Below are 22389 nucleotides of genomic sequence, written 5' to 3'. Positions count from 1 at the left end.
TGACCATGCTGCCCGTCGACGAGATCCGCCTGAACTTCAACCCCGCGTCGCTGATGCTGCTCAATGCGGTGCTGGCCTTCCTGATGTTCGGCATCGCGCTCGACACGCGGATGGACGACTTCCGCCGCGTGGCCAAGATGCCCTGGGCCATGGCCGTGGGCATTGCCGCGCAGTTCATCGTGCTGCCGGCGGTGACCTATGTGCTCACGCTGCTGCTGGGCGTGGGCCCGAGCATTGCGCTGGGCATGATCCTCGTGGCCTGCTGCCCGCCGGGCAATGTGTCCAACATCCTCACCCACCGCGCGCGCGGCAACGTGGCGCTGTCGGTGTCCATGACGGCGATCTCCAACGCCATCGCCATCGTGGCCATGCCGCTCAACTTTGCCTTCTGGGGCGGCATGCACCCCACGGCCGCGCCGCTCCTGAAGACCATTGCGCTCGACCCGCTGGAGATGGTGGGCCACATCGTCGCCATCATCGGCGTGCCCTTCGTGCTGGGTCTCGCGTGCGCGCACCAGCTGCCGCGCCTCACGCAGCGCGTGAAGAAGACCGTGCGCATCGTCAGCTTCCTGGCGCTCATCGGCTTCATCCTCGGGGCCATCGCGGGCAACTGGCGCTTCTTCCTCGACTATGTGGGCATGGTGCTGCTGGCCGTGGCGCTGCACGATGCGCTGGCCTTCGGCACGGGCTACCTGTGCGCGCGCGCCACCGGCCTGCAGGACTACGACCGGCGCGCCGTGGCCATCGAGGTCGGCATCCGCAACGCGGGCCTGGGCCTGGTGGTGATCTTCAGCTTCTTCGGCGGCCTGGGCGGCATGGCCGTGGTGGCCGGTGTCTGGGGCTTCTGGGACATCATCGCCGGCCTGGCGCTGGCCAGCTGGTGGGGCCGCAAGGACCCGGTGGGTGCGCCCGTGCTGGCGCAAGGGGAGGGCGCATGACCGCGCCGGTCGCACCGGTCCCGCGCGCCCGCAACATCCTCGTCACCGGGGCCGACGGTTTCCTGGGCCGGGGCGTGGTGGCGGCGCTGGCGCGGCGCCCGGATACCGGCAGCGTGGTCGCGCTCGATGTGCGCGAGGTGCCACCCGAGCGCCGCCAGCCAGGCGTCACCTACCAGGCCCAGGACGTGCGCGACAAGGCCCTGGCCGCCACGCTGCAGCGCCATGCCATCGACACCGTGGTGCACCTGGCCTCCATCGTCACGCCGGGGCGGGACTCGAACCGGGCCTTCGAGTACGACGTGGACGTGAACGGCACGCGCAACGTGCTCGAAGCCTGCGCGGCCCAGGGCGTGCGGCACCTGGTGGTGTCCTCCAGCGGCGCGGCCTATGGCTACCATGCCGACAACGCGCCTTGGCTCACCGAATCGCACCCGCTGCGCGGCAACGAAAGCTTTGCCTACGCGCACCACAAGCGCCTGGTCGAGGAGATGCTGGGGCAGTGGCGCCAGAGCCACCCAGGGCTGGCGCAGACCATCTTGCGCATCGGCACCATCCTGGGTGAGCAGGTCGACAACCAGATCACCGCGCTGTTCGAAAAGCCGCGCCTTCTGGCCATCCGCGGCAGCGACAGCCCCTTCGTCTTCATCTGGGACGAGGACGTGACCGGCTCCCTGCTGCATGCGCTCGATGGCGCGGCCCCGGGCTGCTACAACCTGGCGGGCGACGGCGCGCTGACCATCCACCAGATCGCCGCGCGCCTGGGCAAGACCACGCTCGACCTGCCGGCCTGGCTGCTGCAGTCTGCACTGTTCGTGGGTTCGCGCCTGGGCATCAGCCGCTATGGGCCCGAGCAGCTCGACTTCCTGCGCTACCGGCCGGTGCTGCTCAATACCGCGCTCAAGGAGCAACTCGGTTACCTGCCGCGCAAGACCAGCGCCCAGGCCTTCGATGCCTTCGTGGCGGCGCGCCAGCAGCAGGGGCGGCCCGTGGCCGTGGCCGGCGCGCTGGCAGGCAGCCGCGCATGAGCAGCACGGCATTGGGCGCAGCGCCGGCCCGTGCGCTGTCGCAGGGCGACCTGGCCTGCGCGCTGGCGGTCATCGTCATCTGGGGGTCGAACTTCGTGGTCATGAAGATGGGCCTGCAGGCGCTCAGCCCCATGCTGCTGGGCGCCCTGCGCTTCATGGCGGCCTCGCTGCCCTTCTTGCTCTTCGTGCGCCGGCCGCAGCTGCCCTGGCGCTTCATCGTGGCCTATGGCCTGGCGCAGGGCCTGGGGCAGTTCGGCCTGCTGTTCCTGGGCCTGCGCCTGGGCATGACGGCGGGCATGGCCTCGGTGGTCATGCAGACCCAGGCCTTCTTCACGCTGATCCTCGCGGTCACGCTGCTGCACGAGCGCGCGCGCCCGGCGCAGTGGCTGGGCCTGGCGGTGGCCTTCGCGGGCCTGCTGGTAATCGCCAGCGCCCATGGCGAGGGCGCGCTGCAGATGAGCCTGGCGGGCTTCGTGCTCACGCTGGGCGCGGCCTTCATGTGGGCCCTATCCAACCTGGTGGTGCGCCTTGCGGCGCGCGTGGGGGGCGATTACGCACCATTCCCTTTCGTCGTGTGGAGCAGCACGGTGCCCATCGTGCCCTTCTTCGCGCTGGCGCTGTGGCTCGATGGCCCCGCCGCGGTGGCCGCGCAGCTCGCAGCGTTCAATGGCCAGGCACTGTTCGCCGTGCTCTACCTGGCCCTGCTGGCGACCTTGCTGGCCTACAGCCTGTGGACGCGGCTGCTGCAGCGCCACCCGGCCGGGCGCGTGTCACCGTTCTCGCTGCTGATCCCGGTGGTCGGCCTGTTGGCGGCCATGCTGGTGCTGGGTGAGCAGCCCAGCAAAGCGCAGTGGGGCGGCACGGCCATCGTGCTCTGCGGCATGCTCATCAACCAGTTTGGACCCCGGTGGGGTCGCGGCTGAGGCACTTCGCGCCCGAGAGCGAGCCCTTATTGCGGCTTTCGGCTGAACCAAAAGCCCGCAATTCCCAAGACCATTGCAATCCAGCCAGCCACGTAGCCGCCGCTGTTCGACTCCACGAGTTTGTGTTTGTAGGCAGCCGTGTCACGGTAGGCAACCACCTGGCGGCTTGGCGTGCTGAGGCTGAATATCGTCTTTTCGTCCTTGGGGTCGAATTTCGCGGTGACGGTTTCCCCGCTCAGCCCATTGAGCAAGCGCTCGGAGTGCGGGTCTCCCAGGCGCAGGGTGACGACGCCGTCGGGGCCCTTGACGTCGAGTTCGGTGTAGCGGCTGGCCAGCACATTCTTCTTGGACTTGTGTTCCACCACGCGGGCACCGATGGCCTTGCCCGAGACCGTGCTCAGCTCTGCTTCGGTGGGGACCTTCAGCCGCGAAGGCCGTTTGCGGTTCTCTGCATACTCGGCTCCCAGCCATGCGAGGCCACCGATGATCAGTACAAGCGAGACAGTTCTGACACCCAAGGCAACTCTCCTGGCAAAGACGTGGAAATGGAGGTCGATAGTCTGCCATCACATCGGCGGCGCGCGGTTTTTTGCGCCGGATTTGCAGGAGCCGAGGGCGCTCAGTGGCTTGCAACCAACGCTGCAATCGCTTGTCCCACGTCCACCGTACTCGCTGTGCCCCCCAGATCCGGCGTGCGGGGGCCGTCCTTGAGCACCTTTTCGATCGCCTCCACGATGGCATCGTGCGCGGCGCGGCCGGCCCCCTGGCCCTGGGTCAAAAAGTCCAGCATCAGCGCGCCCGACCAGATCATGGCGATGGGATTGGCGATGTTCTTGCCGTAGATGTCGGGCGCCGAGCCGTGCACGGGCTCGAACAGCGACGGGAAGCTGCGCTCGGGGTTCAGGTTGGCCGAGGGCGCCAGGCCGATGGTGCCGGTGGTCGCGGGGCCCAGGTCCGAGAGAATGTCGCCGAACAGGTTGGTCGCGGCCACCACGTCGAAGCGCCCGGGCTGCAGCACGAAGCGCGCGGTCAGGATGTCGATATGCTGCTTGTCCAGCGTGATTTCGGGGTAGTCCTTGGCCACCTCGTCAGCGCGCTTGTCCCACCAGGGCATGCTGATGGCGATGCCGTTGCTCTTGGTGGCCAGGGTCACGTGCTTGCGCGGGCGGCTCTGGGCCAGGTCGAAGGCGAAGCGCAGCAGGCGGTCCGTGCCCTTGCGCGAGTAGACCGACTCCTGGATCACGATCTCGCGGTCCGTGCCTTCGTACATGATGCCGCCCAGCGAGGTGTATTCGCCCTCGGTGTTCTCGCGCACCACGAAGTAGTCGATGTCGCCGGGCTTGCGGCCGGCCAGCGGGCAGGGCACGCCCTCGAACAGGCGCACGGGGCGCAGATTGATGTACTGGTCGAACTCGCGGCGGAACTTGAGCAGCGAACCCCACAGCGAGACATGGTCGGGCACGGTGGCCGGCCAGCCCACGGCGCCGAAGAAGATTGCGTCCACGTCCGAGAGCTGCGCCTTCCAGTCGTCGGGCATCATCTGGCCGTGCTCGGCGTAGTAGTCGCAGCTGGCCCAATCGATGGTGCGGTAGGTGAGGGCAATGCCGAAGCGCTCGGCCGCGGCCTTCACGGCGCGCAGGCCTTCGGGCATGACTTCCTTGCCGATGCCGTCGCCGGGGATCACGGCGATCGTGTACTGGGTGGTGCTGCTCATCAGATGTCTTCCTTGGATGGTTGGCTAAGCCCGTGCAAACAGGGCATGGCGTGCATTGTTGGACAGCCCTCACCAAAATACAATCTGCCGCCTGTGCATCCATTGTTCACACTTCGTGCATAAAACACCCTCCAACGACGACCTGCGCGTGTTCACCGTGGTCGTGCGCAAATCGAGCTTTGCCGACGCCGCCACCGAGCTGGGCACCTCGCCCGCCTACGTGAGCAAGCGCATCCGCCTGCTCGAGGAAGACCTGGCCGTGAAGCTGCTGCACCGCACCACGCGGCGCGTGGCGGTGACGGAGGAGGGCGAGCGCGTGTTCCACTGGGCCCAGCGCATCCTGGACGACGTGGACCAGCTGCTGCAGGAGGTGGCGGTCACGCGCCGTGAGCCGCGCGGCCTGCTGCGCGTGAGCAGCAGCTTCGGCTTTGGCCGGCGCATCGTGGCGCCCGCGCTCTCGCGCCTGGTGGAGCGGCACCCGGGCTTGCAGGCGCGGCTGGAGGTGTTCGACCGGCTGGTGGACGTGGCCGGCGAGGGCTTCGATCTGGACGTGCGCGTGGGTGACGAGATCGCCCCGCACCTGATCGCGCGGCGCCTGGCCGACAACCACCGCGTGCTGTGCGCCGCCCCGGCCTACCTGGCGCGCCACGGCACGCCGCGCGCGCTGGCCGAGCTGTCGAGCCACGACTGCCTGGTGATCAAGGAGCGCGACCACCCCATCGGCGTGTGGCGCCTGCGTGCCGGCGCCGTGGAGGAGATGGTCAAGGTGCGCGGGCCGCTGTCGGCCAACAACGGCGAGATGGTGGTGCAATGGGCCGTGGACGGGCGCGGCATTGCGCTGCGCTCGCTGTGGGACGTGCAGCCCCACCTGCAGGCCGGGCAGCTGGTGCAGGTGCTGCCCGAATGGCGCCAGGACGCCAACGTCTGGGCCGTCTACCCCACGCGGCTGCACCTGTCGGCCAAGGTGCGCGTGTGCGTGGAGTTCTTGCAGGACCACTTCCAGAAGGAGTGGTCCGCGATCGGCTGATGGCCGATCAGCCGCCGGAAAGCGCGGTTTTCACCGCGGCGGAGACCTGGCCCATGTCGGCCTTGCCGGCCAGGCGCGTCTTGACCACGCCCATCACCTTGCCCATGTCGCCAGGGCCCGAGGCGCCGAGTTCGGCCACGATGGCCTTCACGGCGGCCAGGGTCTCCTCGGCCGACATGCGCTCGGGCAGGTAGGCCTGCAGCACCACCAGCTCGGACTTCTCCTTGTCGGCCAGGTCCTGGCGCGCGGCCTGTTCGAAGGCGGCGATGGAGTCCTTGCGCTGCTTGATCAGCTTGTCCACGATGGCGACCACGGCCGCGTCGTCGAGCACCACGCGCTCGTCGACTTCCTTTTGCTTCATGGCCGCCAGCAGCAGGCGGATGGTGCCCAGGCGCTCGCTGTCCTTGGCGCGCATGGCGGTCTTCATGTCTTCGGTGATCTGGTCCTTGAGGGACATGGCATTTCTCCTGAGGGTCTTGTCGTTGAATCTGCAAAAAGAGAGCGCAAAAAGCAAAAAACCCGCGCCTGGCGTCCCGAGCGCGGGTTGATGCGGCCTGTGAAGGCCAGCGATCAGTACAGCTTCTTGGGCAGCTGCATGCTGCGCACGCGCTTGTAGTGGCGCTTGACGGCGGCAGCCTTCTTGCGCTTGCGCTCGGCCGTTGGCTTTTCGTAGAACTCGCGGGCGCGCAGGTCGGTCAGCAGGCCGAGCTTTTCAATGGTGCGCTTGAAGCGGCGCAGTGCAACGTCAAAGGGTTCGTTTTCTTTTACGCGGATCGTAGTCATTAGCTAATGGTTTCCAAATTTTTTTGCCCGCAGAGGGTCTTGGGGAGATCGGGCCTCAAGACCGTGCGTGGCGGTTGTCCCCGTCTGTAACTAGTATTGGCCGACGGGGCATGCCAGCGAAGCCGAGCATTATAGCAGTTGGATGCGGGAATTGTGCAAGTGCGTTCTGGTTGCCCCAAGGTGGTGCGTGTGGCGCGGAAATTGCATGTGTACTTACAGAGTGTTTCCATTGCGTCCGACCCGGGCGCAACGGCGCACGACCTCACTGCCCGGCGCCGAACCGCCGGGCGCATCTTGCAGGAACGGGAAACTGGGCACCCATGGCAATCATGCATCGCGTATCGGGTTGGCTTGGCCGGCTCAGTGTGGGCCGCAAGCTCATGCTCATCTATCTGCTGGACCTCACGGCGGTCATCTACGTCTCCAGCATCCTGATCCACGAGAAGAACCAGGCCATCGACTTCACGCGCAAGGAGATCGTGGGCACGAGCTACGCCACCGTGGTGCGCGACGGCCTGCTCGGCCGCTTCCTGCAGCCGGGCGAGCCGTCCCTCTCGGTGGCCCAGACACTGGAGCGCCTGGGCACCGTGCGTGCCGCGCACGACGAGGCCCTGCACACGCAGGAGGCCGGCCAGCGCTTCCAGGATGCGCTCGAGCGCCTGGGCACCGATGCCGCCGCCACAGCCGATCCGCAGGCCCTCACGCGCCTGCGCAGCCAACTGCTGCGCGATGGGCGCGAGCTGCTCACCACCGTGGGCAACCAGTCCAACCTGATCCTCGATCCCGATCTCGACAGCTATTACGAGATGTCGCTGTCGGTGCTGCGTTTCCCTGAGCTGCTGCAGGCCGTGCACGACACCGTGAGCTTCCTGAACTCGCCGCGCACCGCGCGCGGGCCGCAGTGGTCGTCGGAGCTGCTCACGCTGGTGGGGCGGCTGGAGGCCGTCACGCTGGGGATCGAGTCGGACTACAACCAGGCCTTCATCGCCGGCTCGCCCGAGCTGCGTACGGCGCTGGTGCACGACCGCGAGGCGCTCAACGCCACGCTGCTCGAATTCCAGTCGCACCTGCAGGCCATCGCCAGCGGGGAGTCGCGCCTGACCATGGCGCAACTGGCCGAGCAGGAGGCCAGGGTGCTCGGCGCCCTGCAGGCCGCCTGGGGCTCGGGCATCAACGACCTCGATCGCCTGCTGCACCAGCGCGTGGGCAGCCTGTACTCGCGCATGTGGCTGCACCTGGGCACGGCGCTGGTGCTGCTGGGTTGCATCCTGTCGCTGGTGACGCTGGTGGCGCGCCAGATCGCCAAGCCCCTGCAGCAACTGGCCCGCGTGGCCGACGAGGTGAGAAAGAGCGGCGACCACACGCTGCGCGCCCACTGGAACAGCAGCGACGAGATCGGCCGCCTGGTCACGGCCTTCAACGGCATGCTGGCCCAGCTCGACCACGAGCGCCTGCTGCAGCAGGAGCTGGCCGCCAGCGCGCGCGCCGCCGAGGCGCAGCGCGAACTGGTGGAGGCCTTCCCCATTCCCATCATGGTCACCTCGATCCCCGAGCACGAGGTGCTGCACTCGAACACGCCTGCGGGCCAGTGGCTCAACGGCCGCACCATCGATCCCTGGGTGGCGGGGCTGGAGCCGGGCGTGCGCGGGCGCTTCTTCCAGCGCCTGGCGGACCAGGGCTCGGTCGACGAGTTCGAGGTGCGCTGGAAGGGCGGGCCCGAGCCCTCCTGGGCCGTGCTGTCGGCGCGGCGCCTGGTGTTCCAGGGGCGCGACGCGGTGCTCACGGCCTTCACACCGATCAACGTGCTCAAGGTCATGGAGCAGCGCCTGGAGCTGTGGGCCAAGGTGTTCGAGGCCTCGTCCGAGGGCATCATCATCATGAATGCCGACCAGCAGATCATCAGCGTGAACAAGGCCTTCTGCCGCAGCACGCACTACGACTTCTACGAGGTGATCGGCGAGGGCCTGGGCTTTCTGCAGGAAGACAGTGAAGGGCAGGAGCCGCTGTCGGCGCAGATCGCGCGCGCCATGCAGGACAAGGAGTCCTGGCAGGGCGAGGTGCGCTTTCGCCGCCGCTCGGGCGAGACCTACCCGGCCTGGCTCATGGTCTCGGCCGTGCGCGAGGGCAAGGCCGGGGCCGTGGTCAACCACATCGGCATCGCCATCGACATCACCGACCGCAAGCAGAACGAGGAGCGCATCCAGTTCCTGGCGCACCACGACGTGCTCACCGAGCTGCCCAACCGCTCGCTGTGCGTGCAGCGCCTGCAGCTGGCGCTGGCCCACGCGAATGCCTTCGGCGAGCGCGTCGCGGTGCTGTTCATCGACCTGGACCGCTTCAAGGCCATCAACGACACGCTGGGCCACCACATCGGCGATGGCCTGCTGCGCTCGGTGGCGCAGCGCCTCACGCAGGCCGTGCGCAGCCGCGACACCGTGAGCCGCCTGGGCGGCGACGAGTTCGTGGTCATCATGCGCGACGTGGCCGGGCCCGAGGATGTGCAGCAACTGGTCGAAAACCGCCTGATCCCGCTGATCCGCCAGCCGCATCCGGTGGAGGGCCATGAGCTCAACGTGAGCTGCAGCGTGGGCATCGCGGTCTATCCCGAGGATGGCGGCGACATCGACGAGCTCATGCGCCGTGCCGATGCCGCCATGTACGAGGCCAAGACCACCGGCCGCGACATGGCCCTGTTCTATTCGGCCGAGACCGACCAGCGCGCGCTGGCCCGCCAGTCCATGGAGCAGCACCTGCGCCGGGCCCTGGGGCGTGGGGAACTGAGCCTGCACTACCAGCCGCGCCTGAGCGCCCGGGGCTCGCGTGTGCTGGGCGTGGAGGCGCTGCTGCGCTGGAACAACCCGGTGCTGGGCATGGTGCCGCCCAGCGAGTTCATCCCCATTGCCGAAGAGACCGGCATGATCCGCGCCATCGGCGCCTGGGTGCTGCAGCAGGCCTGCTCGCAGTGGCTGGCCTGGCAGTCGCTGGAGCACGAAGGGCCGCAGGGCTCTGTGCCGCACCCGCTGGCACAGGTCTCGGTGTCGGTGAACCTTTCGGCGGCGCAGCTGGCCGACCCCCAGCTCGTGCCCGACATCGAGGCGCTGCTCACGCGCTGCGGCATGCCGGCGCACCGGCTGGAGCTGGAGATCACCGAGTCGCAGCTCATGGACCATGCCAACTCGGCCGAGCGCCAGCTGGCAGCGCTCAAGGCCCTGGGCGTGCAGCTGTCCATCGACGACTTCGGCACGGGCTACTCGAGCCTGGCCTACCTGAAGCGCTTCGACATCGACCGGCTCAAGGTCGACAAGTCCTTCATCCACGACATGCTCACCAACCCGGCCGACATGGCCATCACGCGCGCCATCATCGCGCTGGGCCACACGCTGGGCCTGAAGATCGTGGCCGAAGGCGTGGAGGACCTGGCCACGGTGCAGGTGCTCGATGCGCTCGACTGCGAGGAGCTGCAGGGCTTTCACTTCACCCGGCCGCTGCCGGTGGCGCAGCTGCAGGAATGGGTGCTGCTGCATGCCCAGCGCCCGGCGCTCGGGGATTCGCGTTTCGGGGAACTGGTGAGCGTTCCCTGAAAGGCGCCTGGGCCGCCCGCTTCGCTGGCGAGCGAAGTGTGGCCGCGCCGATGCGGTGCACACTGGGGGCATGAACACCAACCAGATCGCCCACATCGCCGGCCTCGTCGGCGAGCCCGCGCGCACGGCCATGCTGATGGCGCTGATGGACGGGCGCGCGCTCACGGCGCGCGAGCTGGCCGATGCCGGCCACATCACCGCGCAGACCGCGAGCCGCCACCTGGCCCTGCTGGTCGAGGCCGGCCTGCTGCGCCTGGAACGCCAGGGCCGCCACCGCTACCACCGCCTGGCCTCGGCCGACGTGGCGCGCGTGCTCGAAGGCCTGATGCAGCTGGCCGTGCAGCAGCCGGCGCCTGCAACGGCACCCCGGCGCGTGGTGGTGGGCCCGCGCGATGCGGCCCTGCGCACCGCGCGCACCTGCTACGACCACATTGCCGGGCGCCTGGGCGTGGCCATCACCGAGCACCTGCTGGACGAGGGGGCCATGGCCTTCGACGGCGATGCGGGCGGCCATGTCACCGCGCAGGCGGCAGCTGTGCTGCAGCGCCTGGGCCTGGATGAAGGGGCCAGCCAGGGCGCGGCTGGCGGCAGTGGCAAGCGCCCGCACTGCCGCCCCTGTCTGGACTGGAGCGAGCGGCGCATGCACGTGGCCGGCAAGCTCGGCGCCATGATCTGCAGCCACTGTCTTCAAGAGGGCTGGCTGCTGCGCCGTGCCGACAGCCGCGCGCTGGAGATCACGCCCGGCGGCGCCGTGGCGCTGCGCAACTGGCTAGGGCATGTGCGCTGGGGCCAGGTGGCCAGTGCGTCCAGTCACTGAGCCGCTTTGGCGGCCAGACCTTCTGCACAGGCGTGGGCACTGGCCCAGGCCCACTGGAAGTTGTAGCCGCCCAGCCAGCCGGTCACGTCGACCACCTCGCCGATGAAGTACAGCCCAGGCTGCGCCTTGCATTCCATGGTCTGCTGCGACAGGGCGCGCGTGTCCACGCCGCCCAGCGTCACCTCGGCCTTCCTGTAGCCCTCGGTGCCCGTGGGGGTGAGCTCCCAGCGCGCCAGCTGCTCGGCCAGGCGCGCCAGCGCCTTGTCCGAGGCCTCGGCGATGGGGCGCTGCCAGTCCGCCTCGCGCTGGGCCCAGGCATCGGCCAGGCGGCTCGGCACCAGGGTGGCCAGTTCGTTGGCGATGAGCTTGCGCGAGCGCATCTTGGCCTGCGCCAGCGCGGCGGGCAGGTCCACCGTGGGGGCCAGGTCGATGGCCAGGGGCGTGCCCTCCTGCCAGTAGCTCGATATCTGCAGCACCGCCGGGCCCGACAGGCCACGGTGCGTGAACAGCAGGTCCTCGTCGAACACCATGCGCGCCTTCTTGGCCCCGGTGCTGATCCGCACCGGCAGCGCCAGGCCTGCGAGCTGGGCATACGGCGCCCAGCCGACACCGTCGAAGGTCATGGGCACCAGCCCCGGGCGTTGCTCAATGAGCGGAACGTCGAACTGCCGGGCCAGCCGGTAGCCGAAGTCGGTGGCGCCGATCTTCGGGATCGACAGCCCGCCGGTGGCCACCACCAGGCTGCGCGCCAGCACCGGGCCCCGGTCGGTCTCCACCCGGTAGCCGCCCTGGCCATCGTCCAGCGGCTCGGGCGCGACCTTCTTGACGCCGCAGGGCTGCCAGTGGGTGACGCCGCCCTCGGCGCACTCGGCCAGCAGCATGGCGATCAGGTCCTCGGCCGAGCGGTCGGCGAACAGCTGGCCCTTGTGCTTTTCGTGGTGGGGGATGCCATGCCTGTCCACCAGCGCTATGAAGTCCTGCGGCGTGTAGCGCGACAGTGCCGAGCGGCAGAACTGCGGGTTCTGCCCCACGAAGTGCTTGTGGGGGGCCGCCGGGTCGAGGTCGCGGTTGGTGAAGTTGCAGCGCCCCCCGCCCGAGATGCGGATCTTCTCGGCCACCTTCTCGGCGTGGTCGATGAGCAGGACCGACAGGCCGCGCTGGCCCGCCTGGCCCGCGCAGAACAGGCCGGCTGCGCCGGCGCCGATGATGATGGCGTCAAAGAAAGGGATGGTCATGGAAGCCGCGGATTGTAGGGTGCCGCATGAACCGCAGCGCGGTTAGCATGTGCCATCCATCCCGCAAGGACTGCCCCCATGACCGTGATCCGCTACGCCGCCTGCACCCTGGCACTGGGTTTTCTGGCCCCTGCCTGGGCCATCAACAAGTGCACGGATGCCGATGGCAAGGTGTCCTTCCAGGACGCGTCCTGCCCGGGCCAGGGCGAGAAGATCGAGGTGCGCCCCGCCCTGGAGGGTGCCACGCCGATCCCGTCCCCGCCCTCCACCTCCAGGGAGGGGGCGTTCGGCCCCACCTGGCAGCGCAAAAACCACCTGCAGAACCAGGGCGTGCCCCAGGCGCGAGCGGCTTTGGATCGCAACCAGAAGGAATGTGGAGCGCAACCCGCGGAGGCCGTGGCCAGCGCGGGTCCGCTGCGCAGCACCCTGGCATCGGGCACCCAGTTTGCGCAGGAGCGGGCGGCCGCAGCCGGCCAGGGCAAGGCGGCGTGCGAGGCCCGCAGCGAGGAGCTGCGCAAGCAACTGAAAGCGCTGGAAGAGGAGCTTGGCGCCCCGTAGTCCTGCGCCGGTCAGGACGCGCAGGCGCGTCAGAACTCCGTGCTGACCGAGAACAGGGCGGTACGCGGGGTGCTGCGCGAGAGGAAGCCGGTGCGCACCGAGAGCCAGTGCGACGAATCCGCCACGTTTTCAACGGCCAGGCGGAACACGGTCGGCTTGCCGCCGATGCGCGTTGCATAGCGCAGGCCCAGGTCGTAGCTGTCGAAGCCGGGGATGCTCTGCTTGTTGTCCACGCTGGCCATCTGGCGAGCCACCTTGGTGTACCGGCCGGTCACCGTCAGGCCGGGCAGTGCCGCGATGTCCCATTCGGCGCCCAGCACCAGATTGTGGTCGGGAATGCCGATGGCCTTCTTGCCGTCGTTGGCGCCGTTCAAGGTCTTGGACTGCACGGCGTCGAACAGCGCCAGGCCGGCATTCAGGCGCAGGTTCCTCGCCGCCTCGCCGTAAACCGACAGCTCCAGGCCGCGGTTGCGCTGCTCGCCATCAACCACGAGGAAGTTCGCTCCGTTGACATAGGACACCGGCTGGCGGATCTGGAACAGGGCGGCGCTGGCGCCAAAGGAGCCACCGTCGTACTTCAGGCCCGCCTCGATCTGCTTGCCCTTGAAGGGGGGGAATACCGTGCCGAGGTTGGCGGTCGAGGCCGGTGCCACCGGCCCTTGCGCCAGGCCTTCGGCGTAGTTGGCATACACCGAGAAGGTGGGTGCCAGCTTGTAGCTGGCACCCAGCGAGGGCGCCGTGGCCGTCTGCTCGAAGCGGCGCTGCTCCACGCCTGCGGAAAATTCGCCAATGTCCAGCTTCTGGTAGCGCAGCCCGCCGACCAGGTGCAGGCGGTCGTCCAGCAGGTGCATGGAGTCCATCACGGCCAGGCTGTCGGAGACGCTGTCCTGAAAGCGCAGCGGGACGCCGCCGGTGGGCAGGGTGGGCCGCGCGACGAAGACGGGGTTGTTGAAGTTGCTGGTGAACGCGCTGCCCATGGACTGGCTCAAGCTCGCGCCATCCCCCGTGAAGCGTGAATAGCCCAGCACCACCCGGTGCTTGACGGGGCCCGTGGCAAAGCGCATGCGCCAGCCCAGCTCACCCGAGCGCAGGGACGAACCGGTCCTGAAAATGCTGGGCTGGGCCGTGAAGTTGCCGCTGGCCGAGGTGATGCGGGGGTTGCCCGCGTTGATGTTCGACTCCTCGTAGTCGACGCCGCCGAGCACGCCGAACACGGTGGAGTCGGGCGAGATGTCGAACTCCACGCGCGAGACGGCAGAAGAGCTCTTGGTGTCGCTGCTGTCCCAGGGTTGGCTGAAGGCTTGGCTGGTCGCCGGCGGTGCGGGCAGGGCAAAGCCCTCGTTGAACCGGAAGAACTGGGGGAAGCCGTCGAAGTGCCGGCGGTTCTGGGCGAGGTCCAGGCTCAGGCGCAGCCTGTCACCCGCGTAGTCGAGTGCAGCCGACAGATGGTCGGTGCCCACCTTCTCGTTGGGCACGCCGGTGGAACCACCGCCCCGGCTGGCGGCGTTGATGCGCACGCCCCATTCGTTGTCGGTGCCGAAGCGGCGCCCCACATCCAGGTGGGCCCCCAACTGGCCGTGGGACGAGGCGGACAGGGTCAGCCGGGTCAGCGGAACGTCCGTGCCGCGCTTGGGCACCAGGTTGATCGTGCCGCCCGTGGTGCTGCTGCTCGGACCGATGCCGTTGAGCAAGGCGCTCGGGCCCTTGAGCACCTCGATGCGCTCGAACTGCTCCACCGCGATGCGCCGCGTGTCCACCACCGCGAAGGTCTCGTTGAACGAGATGTCCTGGCTCAGCATGGGCAGGCCGCGCAGGAAGAACACGTCCACCGCATTGCTCTCGGAGTTGGTGGAGCGCACGGCCGGGTCCACGGCCAGCACGTCGATCAGGCGCCGGGCCTGCGCATCGCGTGTGGCCTGCTCGGTGTAGCCACTGATGGCGAAGGGTGCATCGAGCAGGGCGGTGTTGCCCAGGGCCCCCAGGCGCGCACCCTTGGCCACCTGACCGCCCGGGAAGGGCTGGTACACCTGATTGGGGTCGCGCGAGCCCTCGACCGTCACGGTCGCCATGCTGCGCTCCGCCGTGCCGGGCGCGGCTGCGGCCGGTGCCGCAGCGGGGGCGGCAGGAGGGGCAGAAGGCGCGGGGCGCACGGTCAGGGTGTCACTGCCCAGGCGCACCAGCCCCAGCCCCGAGCCTGCCAGCGCACGCTGCGCCGCTTCTTCGAGGGCAAAGCTGCCGCGCACGGCCGGGGCGGTCTTGCCGCGCAGCAGGGCCGGATCGGCCGTGAGGATCTTGCCGCCCTGGCGGGCGATGCGGGCCAGGGTCTCGTCCAGGGCGCCAGCAGGCAGGTCCCAGTTCTGCACGGCGCCAGCCTGGGCCACCAGCGGAGTACCGGCAGCGGACGGGGCTTGGGCAAAGCTGGCGCTGCCGAGGGCGGCGCTCAGGGCCGCCACGAGCAGGCGGGGTCGAAAGGAGGGGCTGTGCATGGGATCGGGTTCCTGTGCGGGAGGTGGAAAAAGGGGTTCTTTCCCCCTTGTCCAACGAGCCGTGCCAAACCCCTCAACCGGTGACAAAAAAAGTCCGGCAGACCGTATCAGCCGGCAGCCAGGTCGATCAGGGTCAGCATCGGGCCGTAGCGCGTGACGCGGATGGGCTGGGTGTCCACCAGGGCCTGCAAGGCCTGCTCAGTGTCCTTCAGCCGGAAGACGCCGAACACCCGGAGCCGGGCGGCCGCCGGGCTGACGCGCACCGGGCCCCTGCGCCAGGCGCCCAGTGCGGCGACCACCTCGCCCAGCGGTTCGTCGCGCACATCCAGCACCCCTTCGGTCCAGCTGGCATGGTGGGCCATGCGCTGCTCCACCATCTCGATGCGCTGGCCATCCATCCAGGCGGCCTGGCCTTCGCGCAGCAGGCGCCGCACGCCGTCGCCGGTCTGAATGGCCACGCTGTGCTCCAGCACCACCACCAGGCTGCGCTGCGCCTCCTGGCGTACCAGGTAGCGGGTGCCCAGGGCCTGGGCCGTGCCATGCCGGGTCTGGACGACGAAAGGGCGCGCCGGCAGGCCCGAAGAGGGGTCGGCCACGGCATCGCGCGCCACCTGCACCAGCAGTTCACCGGCGCGCAGCCGCACCAGGCGCTGCCCGTGGTCAAAGCGCAGGTCGGCCGCACTGCGGGCGTTCAGGTCCAGCGTACTGCCGTCGGGCAACACGCTGTGGCGGGTTTCGGCGGTGCCGGTGTGCACATCGGCCAGCAGTTCGCCCAGTGGCTGGCTGCGGTGGGCCAGGCAAGCGGCGCCCACGCCGGTGGCCAGCAGCAGGGCCGAGCCACCGAGCAGGCTTCTGCGCCGGCGCGACGCCGGTCCTGCGCCCGCAGCCAGGCTCTGGTGGACGGCCGGCAACTGGCCCGGGCTGCGCTGGTCGATGCGGTGGATCTGTTCCACGGGCTCCGCGAGCACACCCTGCACGCGCTGCCAGGCGGCCCGGTGGCGCGCATCGGCGGCCAGCCAGCGCGCAAAGTCCGCGTGCTCGTGTGCATGTGCGCTGCCGGAGGTCAGCCTCACCTGCCAGTCCACCGCGGCCGTGATGGCGTCCTGCGCCGATCCGGGAGGGGCGCTGCTCATGGGGCGTCTGCGTCCTGCCTGCAGCAGTGCAGATAGGCCTGTTTCACGTAACGCTCCACGCTGGCCACCGAGACGCCCATCTCGCGCGCGATCTGCACATGCGTCAGTTCGTCGATGCGGTGCAGCAAAAAGGCCTGGCGGACCTTGCCGGGCAGGCCGGCGAGGCGCTGGTCGATGGCCAGCAATGCCTCGTGCAGCAGAGCCAGGTCTTCTGCCGAGGGCGCCGTGGCCTGCGGCGACCCGGCCAGCGCCTGCAGGTAGGCCTGCTCCAGCTCGCGCCGGCGCCAGTGGCTGAACAGCACCCGCTTGGCCAGCGTGGTCAGGAAGGCGCGCGGCTCCGCCACCTGCTCGATCCCGCGCGCGGCGAGCACGCGCAGGAAGGTGTCCTGCGCCAGGTCGGCGGCACCGTGCGGGCAGCCCATCTTGCGCTGCAGCCAGACCACCAGCCACGCATGGTGGCTGGTGTACCAGCGGCCGGCCGGGTGGGCCGCCTCGGCGTGCGCGGCGGCCACCGCCGTGGCGGCCGAACCCGGGCGCGCAGGCGCCTCAGGAGAAGGCTCAGAATGCAGCGCGCATCGTGAGGCTGACATTGCGCGGGTCACTGTAGTTGCCGTAGTCCAGGTTGGCCCAGTACTTCTTGTTCGTCACGTTGTTGACGGCCAGGGTGGCGCTGAGCTTGGGATTGAACTGCCACGAGGCGCGCAGGCCCAGGACGGCCGTGGGCGACTGCTTCACGGTCACCGTGCCGCTCGGATGCGGGATGTTGAAGCCCTCGACCGAGCTTTGCCAGACCAGGTTGCCGCCCACCGACAGCGGGGCCAGCGCACCCGAGAACTGGTAGTCGGTGCCCAGTTGCAGCAGGTACTCGGGCAGGTTGGCGTAGATCAGGTCCGTGGCTGCGCGCGTGACCTTGGCGCGGGTGAGGCCTGCGCTCACGCGCCACTGCCTGGTGGCCATGCCCGCGAACTCGAGCTCGAAACCGGTGGACTTGGTGCCGTTGACCGCCACGTAGGGCAGGGTGCCATCGGGCAGCGGCGTGGTGATGGCGCCATCGCGCACGCCGTAGTTGTCCTGCTTGGTCTGGAACACCGCGAAATGCGCCTGGATGCGGCGGTCCAGCAGCTCGGCCTTGAGGCCGGCCTCCGTGTTGCTGCCGATGACCGGCGACAGCGGGTTGTTGTTGCGGTCCTTGTAGTTCTGCGGGTTGAAGATGCGCGTGTAGCTCGCATAGGCCGACAGCGTGGGCGTGATGTCGTACACGGCGCCGACGTAGGGCGTGACCTTGCGGTTCTCGTCCTGGATGGCGCTCTTGCCGGCATAGGTGCCGGTGGTGGCGTAGCTGTCGCTGTGGCGGTGCCAGTCGGTCAGGCGCACGCCGGTGAGTACCGACAGCGGCTCGGCGACGCGCCAGCGCGCCGAGGTGAACAGGCCCGTCTGCTGCGTGATCTGCGTGCGCCAGGCGCCGGTCTTGGAGTACACGGGTTCGGGCGCATTGCCGTCCCAGGTGTAGATGTTGGGGATCACGTAGCTCCAGTTGGCCACCGAGCTGTAGCCATCGGTGCGCGTGGCGATGCGCGTGGAGCTCACGCCCACCATCAGGTCGTGCTTGCGGCCGCCGAGCTCGAACTTGCCCGACAGGTAGGCGTCCACCGTGTCCTGCTTTTCGCTGCCGCCGCCCACGGCCGCGTACAGCGTGGTGCCGGCGCCCGTGGTGGGGTTGACGAAGGGCGCCAGCGACACGGTGCGGCCATAGCCGTAGGTGCGCAGGCTGAAGGTGTCGCCCTCGGTGTGGTTCAGGGCGGCCTTCACGCTCCAGTCGTCATTGAGCTGGTGCTCCAGCGTGGCGTACAGCGTGCCCGAGGTGCGCTCCCAGCGTGTCCATGGGGGCGAGAAGCTCACCGAGGTGGGCAGGTCGATGGGCGAGCCATTGGTTGCAAAGCGCGGGATCGTGCCCCAGATCGGCGCCTTGGGGTCGTTGGACTGGCGCTGGTAGCCCAGCGTAGCCACCGTGGACGAGCCCAGGTCGGCCTCGATGGCGGCGAGCAGCGCCGTCTTGTCTTCGGAGTAGCGATCGCGGAAGCTGTCCTTCTTCTGTGGCGCGATCACCAGGCGGCTGCGCACGCTGCCATCCTTGGTCAGCGGGGCGTTGATGTCGAGCTCGCCGCGGTACAGGTTCCACGAACCGGCGGTGAGTGCCACCGAGGCCGCGAACTCGCGCTGCGGCCGCTTGCGGATCATGTTGATCGTGGCCGAGGGCACGCCCACGCCGGTCAGGATGCCGTTGGCGCCGCGCACGATCTCGACGCGCTCGTACAGGGCCGTGTCGTATTCCTGGTTGGTGCTGCTGCTGTACGAGGGCAGGCCGTCGATCTGGAAGTCGGTGATCTGGAAGCCGCGAGCGTAGTACAGCGGGCGCTGCGTGTCGTAGAAGCTCACGGCCACGCCGTTCACGTTGCGCAGCACGGCGTCGATGCTGGTCAGCGACTGGCGCTCGATCTGTTCGCGCGTCACCGTGGTGGTGGACTGCGGCGTTTCACGTGCGGTCAGCTGCAGGCGCGTGGAGGCGCTTTCGCGCGAGCCCGACACGGTGACGCTGTCCAGCGCCTTGGGGGCCGTGATCTGGTCGGTGGAGGCCGCTGGGGCGGCGTCCTGGGCCTGGGCTGCGCCGGCCAGCACAGTGGCGATGGCGGCCAGCGCCAATGGGTTCAGGCGGCAAACGGGCTGCCTACGGGAAACGGACATGGAGCACTCCTCGAGTTGTTGAATCTGGCAACTGGCTGGCTGCGCAACAACAAGAAGAGCACGGCGTGGCTGGTTTATGGCTCCAATTGTAACTTTTAAATAACAATCATTCTTAATGGCAGTGCCTGGGATGGGCGCCATTCGGGCCAGGCGCGTTGCTTTTGCGCCTCATTTGCAACCCGGACGGCCCCTCGGGGCGGCTGCTCAGCCCTTCCAGGTGAACGGAAACTTGAACTGCTTGACGAAGCCGTTGGGCACATAGTCGCCCAGCACGCCGTACTTTTCGGGCCAGAGCTTGGTGCTCTTCACGGCGGTACCGAACAGGTAGTCCAGGAAGGCGAAGTGCGCCGCATAGTTCTTGTCCAGCGCCTCCTGGTCCTGGCTGTGGTGCCAGTGGTGGAAGTTGGGCGTGACCAGCACGTAGCGCAGCGGCCCCAGGCGCACGCTGACGTTGGCGTGGTTGAACACCGCCTGGAAGCCCACGACGACGATGTAGGCGTCGATCACTTCCTTGGAGAAACCGAACACGTAGATGGGGGCCAGCACCAGCGTGCGCGTGATCAGCAACTCCAGGATGTGCTGGCGCGAGCCGGCCATCCAGTCCATGCTTTTCACGCTGTGGTGCACGGCGTGCAGGCGCCACAGCACGGGCACCTCGTGGTAGGCGCGGTGCGTCCAGTACTGCACCAGGTCGGCCACCAGCACGATGAGGAACAGCGCCACCCAGAAGTTCAGGCCCTGCACCCAGCCGCGGATGCCGTCGCTCGCGGCCCAGCCGAAGAACCTGTGCACGAGGAGGTTGGTGGCCAGCAGCACGAAGCCCACCACCATGTGGTTCACGATGAAGTGGTGGAAGTCGGTCTGCCACTCTTCGCGGAAGATGGGCTGGTCCTTGCGCAGCGCGAACAGCTTCTCGATGAAGATGAAGATCAGCGAGCTGCCCAGCAGGTCGAGGATGAACCAATCGAGGCCGATGTAGGGCGTGTTGTCGGGGAAGTTCGGGTCCACTTCCACCTTGTGGCCGCCCAGGATGGCGGCCAGCGCCACGGTCGCGAAGGCGAAGGTGGCCAGCCAGCGCGAGCGGTTGAACAGGATGTTGACCAGCGAGATGCCGCCCGCGATGGCCATGGCCGCCAGCATGATGTAGCGGATCACGGTCACGTCGTAGCTCTTGCGCAGCTGGGGCGTGGTCAGGTACTCGGGGAAGTGGAAGGCCAGCACGCCCAGGAAGCACAGGATGGCCAGCGTGAGCGCGATGACGCCCGATACCAATCCGCGCCCGGTGCGCAGCGCACCATGGCTTTCGGTGAATTCATTGAGCTTGTCGATTTCCAGCATGCTTTACCCCTCTGCGCCCGGATCGTGGAGTGGTGTTGCCCAGGCTTGTGTGTTGCGCAGTGTAGCGGCGGCGTGTGCATCCTTGTGTAACCGCCATCGCACGTAAAATCGGGGCCCATGAACATCCCCTCGCACCAGCTGAGCATGACCGTGCTCATGTCCCCGGACATGGCCAATTTTTCCGGCAACGTCCACGGCGGCGCTATCCTGAAACTGCTCGACCAGGTGGCCTACTCCTGCGCCAGCCGCTACTCGGCCTGCTACGTGGTCACGCTCAGCGTGGACCAGGTGATGTTCCTGCAGCCCATCCACGTGGGCGAGCTCGTGACCTTCCTGGCCAGCGTCAACTACACCGGCTCCTCCTCAATGGAGATCGGCATCAAGGTGGTGGCCGAGGACATCCGCTCGCAGGTCGTGCGGCACGTGAACAGCTGCTTTTTCACCATGGTGGCCGTGGACGAGGCGCGCAAGCCCGTGCAGGTGCCCCCGCTGTCGCCTTCCACCGCGGAAGAGCGCCGCCGCTGGGATGCCGCCGTGATGCGCAAGACCCTGCGCAAGGAACTGGCGGCGCGCTTCGAGCAGGCCCGCTCGGCCCCGGTGCCTGCGCCCCTGGCGGCTTGAATGTAAGCACCCCCTGAGTCGCTTCGCGCCTTCCCCCTCTCTCATATTGCTTGGCAATCTGGGAGGGGGACGCCCCCAGCGCGGCGGGGCGGCCCTTGCGCGGGGGCACTGGCCTTGGCCGCGCCAGTTTCGACTCAGCTGGTGCTAAACAGCGCCGTGTCTGGATGTGTTTGGTTGGCGCCTGGAACATGTGCTAACAGGCCTCCGTGTTCGCTGGAGTAGCCTTGTCCCTTTGGAGCGCTCAGGCGCTCCTTCCCAATGGGGAGACAAGCCACCATGAACGATGCCACCGCCCTGGTGCGTGCCAGCTACGAGGCCTATGTCCGCAAGGACCGCGAGGCCCTCGAGGCGCTGATCGACGAGAACTTCCATTTCTCGAGCCCGCTCGACAACCGCATCGACCGGGCCACCTACTTCGCGCGCTGCTGGCCCAACAGCGAGGGCATCAGCGGCTTCCAGTTCATCCACCTGGTCCAGCAGGGCCATACCGTCTTCGTCACCTACGAGGGCACGCGCCAGGGCGGCGGGCGCTTTCGCAACACCGAGGTGGTGACCACCCGCGAGGGGCGCATCGTGGAGGTGGAGGTCTATTTCGGCTGGTCCCTTCCCCATCCCGCGCCTGCCGGGGGCTTCACCAATCTGTGAGCTCGCTGCCCGGCTGTTCAGCGGTTGCGCCCCGCCAGCGACACGGCCTGCAGCGAGAGCCCGTCGATCTCGTTGGTGATGCCCGAGAGCACATTGGCCACCACCGCGAACTCGCGGCCGTGCTGGCCCGCGCGCGCGGCCATCACCTGGGCGTTGAAGCTCACCACCTTGGCCTCGCGCGCCACGGTCTGGATGGAAGCCACGATGCCCGCCAGCTCCTTCATCAGCGTCTCGGACTTGGCCTTGCCCAACTGGTCGAAGGCGGTGGTGGCGGTGTTCAGGGCATCGAGTGCGCCGTCGGTGATCTCCACCAGGCGGGCCAGGGCTTCTTCCATGCGGGGGCTCTGCCGCTCGGCCAGCTCCAGGGTGCGCTCCACCTGCTGCATGAAGGCATCGATGGTGGGGCCCACGCCGGTGGCACCCTGGTAGGTCATGCGGATGCGTTCGCCCATGGCCGTGTCGAGGTGGCGCGGCGTGTCCACCAGCCGGGCGTGGCTTTCGCTGAACAGCGCGAGCGAGCTGCGTGCCGCTTTCAGATGCAGGTCGCTGCCGCGCGTGGCCAATACCGTCTGCAGCACCATGCGCTGCGACAGCATGCGCTGGCGGGCCGCGATGTTGACCAGGGACATGTCGCCATCGCGCGATGCCGCAGCGGGCGTGGATGGCGTGCTGCGGGCCGTGGAGAGAGGGTAGGCTGCCATGGTGTGATCCTGTGTAGTGAGCCCTCGGGCTTTGTCACAGTGCAACTAGTGTGCTGTCCCGCAGATAACTGGCATTAGTCGTGCATGCCTTTTGGGTATCCTTGCAACGGAGATACCGCAAT

Annotated in this window: 20 protein-coding genes; 9 read left to right on the top strand and 11 right to left on the bottom strand. The window is 68.3% G+C overall.

All coding sequences use genetic code 11. The features are described from left to right. Positions 1–5 precede the first annotated feature (5 nt). Genes AC07PA_RS09230 through AC07PA_RS09220 form a run of 3 tightly spaced genes read left to right on the top strand, consistent with a single transcriptional unit; the run spans position 6 to position 2886 of the window. Positions 6–938 carry a bile acid:sodium symporter family protein gene (locus tag AC07PA_RS09230; protein ID WP_494604786.1) on the top strand — a complete coding sequence of 311 codons (933 nt, stop codon included), beginning with the start codon at positions 6–8 and terminating at the stop codon, positions 936–938. Continuing rightward, entirely contained in the window at positions 935–1963 is a 1029-nt protein-coding gene (locus AC07PA_RS09225) for an SDR family oxidoreductase (protein WP_494604784.1), read from the top strand. Before AC07PA_RS09230 ends, AC07PA_RS09225 begins: the two co-directional genes overlap by 4 nt. Continuing rightward, entirely contained in the window at positions 1960–2886 is a 927-nt protein-coding gene (locus AC07PA_RS09220) for an EamA family transporter (RefSeq protein WP_494604782.1), read from the top strand. Before AC07PA_RS09225 ends, AC07PA_RS09220 begins: the two co-directional genes overlap by 4 nt. 26 nt (positions 2887–2912) lie before the next feature. On the opposite strand, the gene AC07PA_RS09215 is transcribed toward AC07PA_RS09220, so the two are convergent. Both AC07PA_RS09215 and AC07PA_RS09210 read right to left on the bottom strand, forming a co-directional pair. Further along, positions 2913–3404 carry a hypothetical protein gene (locus AC07PA_RS09215; RefSeq protein ID WP_494604780.1) on the bottom strand — a complete coding sequence of 164 codons (492 nt, stop codon included), beginning with the start codon at positions 3402–3404 and terminating at the stop codon, positions 2913–2915. 101 nt (positions 3405–3505) lie between these two features. After that, positions 3506–4600, bottom strand: a complete 1095-nt coding sequence (locus AC07PA_RS09210) for a tartrate dehydrogenase (protein ID WP_007858041.1) — start codon at positions 4598–4600, stop codon at positions 3506–3508. A gap of 115 nt (positions 4601–4715) precedes the next feature. On the opposite strand from AC07PA_RS09210, the gene AC07PA_RS09205 reads away from it, so the two are divergent. Then, the gene (locus AC07PA_RS09205) at positions 4716–5627 is read left to right on the top strand and encodes a LysR substrate-binding domain-containing protein (protein WP_494604778.1); all 912 of its coding nucleotides are present in this window, start codon (positions 4716–4718) and stop codon (positions 5625–5627) included. Positions 5628–5634: 7 nt separating this feature from the next. On the opposite strand, the gene AC07PA_RS09200 is transcribed toward AC07PA_RS09205, so the two are convergent. Next, on the bottom strand, positions 5635–6084 hold the full coding sequence (locus AC07PA_RS09200) for a GatB/YqeY domain-containing protein (protein ID WP_494604776.1): 450 nt from the start codon (positions 6082–6084) through the stop codon (positions 5635–5637). 113 nt (positions 6085–6197) lie between these two features. Beyond that, complete coding sequence (gene rpsU / locus AC07PA_RS09195; RefSeq protein WP_007833691.1) at positions 6198–6410, bottom strand: 30S ribosomal protein S21; 213 nt, start codon at positions 6408–6410, stop codon at positions 6198–6200. Between the two features lie 320 nt (positions 6411–6730). Between rpsU and AC07PA_RS09190 the strand changes: the two genes are divergently transcribed. After that, the gene (locus tag AC07PA_RS09190; RefSeq protein ID WP_494604764.1) at positions 6731–9991 is read left to right on the top strand and encodes an EAL domain-containing protein; all 3261 of its coding nucleotides are present in this window, start codon (positions 6731–6733) and stop codon (positions 9989–9991) included. A gap of 70 nt (positions 9992–10061) precedes the next feature. Further along, positions 10062–10808, top strand: coding sequence for an ArsR/SmtB family transcription factor (locus AC07PA_RS09185; protein WP_494604762.1), 747 nt, complete (start codon positions 10062–10064; stop codon positions 10806–10808). Here AC07PA_RS09185 and AC07PA_RS09180 read toward each other — a convergent pair. Further along, the gene (locus AC07PA_RS09180) at positions 10802–12043 is read right to left on the bottom strand and encodes a BaiN/RdsA family NAD(P)/FAD-dependent oxidoreductase (protein ID WP_494604760.1); all 1242 of its coding nucleotides are present in this window, start codon (positions 12041–12043) and stop codon (positions 10802–10804) included. The two genes, AC07PA_RS09185 and AC07PA_RS09180, sit on opposite strands and share 7 nt — an antisense overlap. A gap of 78 nt (positions 12044–12121) precedes the next feature. On the opposite strand from AC07PA_RS09180, the gene AC07PA_RS09175 reads away from it, so the two are divergent. After that, the gene (locus AC07PA_RS09175) at positions 12122–12601 is read left to right on the top strand and encodes a DUF4124 domain-containing protein (RefSeq protein ID WP_494604758.1); all 480 of its coding nucleotides are present in this window, start codon (positions 12122–12124) and stop codon (positions 12599–12601) included. Between the two features lie 29 nt (positions 12602–12630). Here the strand turns inward: AC07PA_RS09175 and AC07PA_RS09170 are convergent, their stop codons facing one another. The 5 genes from AC07PA_RS09170 to AC07PA_RS09150 form a co-directional block, all read right to left on the bottom strand. After that, entirely contained in the window at positions 12631–15087 is a 2457-nt protein-coding gene (locus AC07PA_RS09170) for a TonB-dependent siderophore receptor (protein WP_494604756.1), read from the bottom strand. Positions 15088–15194: 107 nt separating this feature from the next. Further along, positions 15195–16220: a FecR domain-containing protein gene (locus AC07PA_RS09165; protein WP_494604754.1), complete on the bottom strand. Its 1026-nt coding sequence runs from the start codon at positions 16218–16220 to the stop codon at positions 15195–15197. Further along, positions 16217–16810 (bottom strand): sigma-70 family RNA polymerase sigma factor, encoded by a 594-nt coding sequence (locus tag AC07PA_RS09160; RefSeq protein ID WP_494604752.1) that lies wholly within the window; start codon positions 16808–16810, stop codon positions 16217–16219. Before AC07PA_RS09160 ends, AC07PA_RS09165 begins: the two co-directional genes overlap by 4 nt. Next, positions 16779–18962 (bottom strand): TonB-dependent siderophore receptor, encoded by a 2184-nt coding sequence (locus tag AC07PA_RS09155; RefSeq protein WP_494604750.1) that lies wholly within the window; start codon positions 18960–18962, stop codon positions 16779–16781. Before AC07PA_RS09155 ends, AC07PA_RS09160 begins: the two co-directional genes overlap by 32 nt. Positions 18963–19166: 204 nt before the next feature. Continuing rightward, positions 19167–20300, bottom strand: a complete 1134-nt coding sequence (locus AC07PA_RS09150; RefSeq protein ID WP_494604748.1) for a sterol desaturase family protein — start codon at positions 20298–20300, stop codon at positions 19167–19169. 117 nt (positions 20301–20417) lie between these two features. On the opposite strand from AC07PA_RS09150, the gene AC07PA_RS09145 reads away from it, so the two are divergent. Together AC07PA_RS09145 and AC07PA_RS09140 are read left to right on the top strand one after the other, a co-directional pair. Continuing rightward, positions 20418–20921 (top strand): acyl-CoA thioesterase, encoded by a 504-nt coding sequence (locus tag AC07PA_RS09145; protein WP_494604746.1) that lies wholly within the window; start codon positions 20418–20420, stop codon positions 20919–20921. Between the two features lie 276 nt (positions 20922–21197). Then, positions 21198–21566, top strand: coding sequence for a nuclear transport factor 2 family protein (locus AC07PA_RS09140; RefSeq protein ID WP_494604744.1), 369 nt, complete (start codon positions 21198–21200; stop codon positions 21564–21566). A 17-nt stretch (positions 21567–21583) separates the two neighbouring features. Here AC07PA_RS09140 and AC07PA_RS09135 read toward each other — a convergent pair whose 3' ends face one another. Then, positions 21584–22267 (bottom strand): type IV pili methyl-accepting chemotaxis transducer N-terminal domain-containing protein, encoded by a 684-nt coding sequence (locus AC07PA_RS09135; RefSeq protein WP_494604742.1) that lies wholly within the window; start codon positions 22265–22267, stop codon positions 21584–21586. Between the last annotated feature and the right edge of the window lie 122 nt (positions 22268–22389).

The organism is Acidovorax sp. GW821-FHT09B03 (genome assembly GCF_059418305.1).
This window is presented reverse-complemented; position numbering and strand designations above follow the sequence as displayed.

Bases quoted from the DNA above. Each gene is read 5' to 3' on its own strand.
- AC07PA_RS09150 (WP_494604748.1), bottom strand. From the start codon at position 20,300: ATGCTGGAAATCGACAAGCTCAATGAATTCACCGAAAGCCATGGTGCG.
- rpsU (WP_007833691.1), bottom strand. From the start codon at position 6,410: ATGACTACGATCCGCGTAAAAGAAAACGAACCCTTTGACGTTGCACTG.
- AC07PA_RS09145 (WP_494604746.1), top strand. From the start codon at position 20,418: ATGAACATCCCCTCGCACCAGCTGAGCATGACCGTGCTCATGTCCCCG.
- AC07PA_RS09170 (WP_494604756.1), bottom strand. From the start codon at position 15,087: ATGCACAGCCCCTCCTTTCGACCCCGCCTGCTCGTGGCGGCCCTGAGC.
- AC07PA_RS09225 (WP_494604784.1), top strand. From the start codon at position 935: ATGACCGCGCCGGTCGCACCGGTCCCGCGCGCCCGCAACATCCTCGTC.
- AC07PA_RS09190 (WP_494604764.1), top strand. From the start codon at position 6,731: ATGGCAATCATGCATCGCGTATCGGGTTGGCTTGGCCGGCTCAGTGTG.
- AC07PA_RS09180 (WP_494604760.1), bottom strand. From the start codon at position 12,043: ATGACCATCCCTTTCTTTGACGCCATCATCATCGGCGCCGGCGCAGCC.
- AC07PA_RS09220 (WP_494604782.1), top strand. From the start codon at position 1,960: ATGAGCAGCACGGCATTGGGCGCAGCGCCGGCCCGTGCGCTGTCGCAG.
- AC07PA_RS09185 (WP_494604762.1), top strand. From the start codon at position 10,062: ATGAACACCAACCAGATCGCCCACATCGCCGGCCTCGTCGGCGAGCCC.
- AC07PA_RS09175 (WP_494604758.1), top strand. From the start codon at position 12,122: ATGACCGTGATCCGCTACGCCGCCTGCACCCTGGCACTGGGTTTTCTG.
- AC07PA_RS09200 (WP_494604776.1), bottom strand. From the start codon at position 6,084: ATGTCCCTCAAGGACCAGATCACCGAAGACATGAAGACCGCCATGCGC.
- AC07PA_RS09165 (WP_494604754.1), bottom strand. From the start codon at position 16,220: ATGAGCAGCGCCCCTCCCGGATCGGCGCAGGACGCCATCACGGCCGCG.
- AC07PA_RS09135 (WP_494604742.1), bottom strand. From the start codon at position 22,267: ATGGCAGCCTACCCTCTCTCCACGGCCCGCAGCACGCCATCCACGCCC.
- AC07PA_RS09160 (WP_494604752.1), bottom strand. From the start codon at position 16,810: ATGTCAGCCTCACGATGCGCGCTGCATTCTGAGCCTTCTCCTGAGGCG.
- AC07PA_RS09140 (WP_494604744.1), top strand. From the start codon at position 21,198: ATGAACGATGCCACCGCCCTGGTGCGTGCCAGCTACGAGGCCTATGTC.
- AC07PA_RS09210 (WP_007858041.1), bottom strand. From the start codon at position 4,600: ATGAGCAGCACCACCCAGTACACGATCGCCGTGATCCCCGGCGACGGC.
- AC07PA_RS09230 (WP_494604786.1), top strand. From the start codon at position 6: ATGCTGCCCGTCGACGAGATCCGCCTGAACTTCAACCCCGCGTCGCTG.
- AC07PA_RS09155 (WP_494604750.1), bottom strand. From the start codon at position 18,962: ATGTCCGTTTCCCGTAGGCAGCCCGTTTGCCGCCTGAACCCATTGGCG.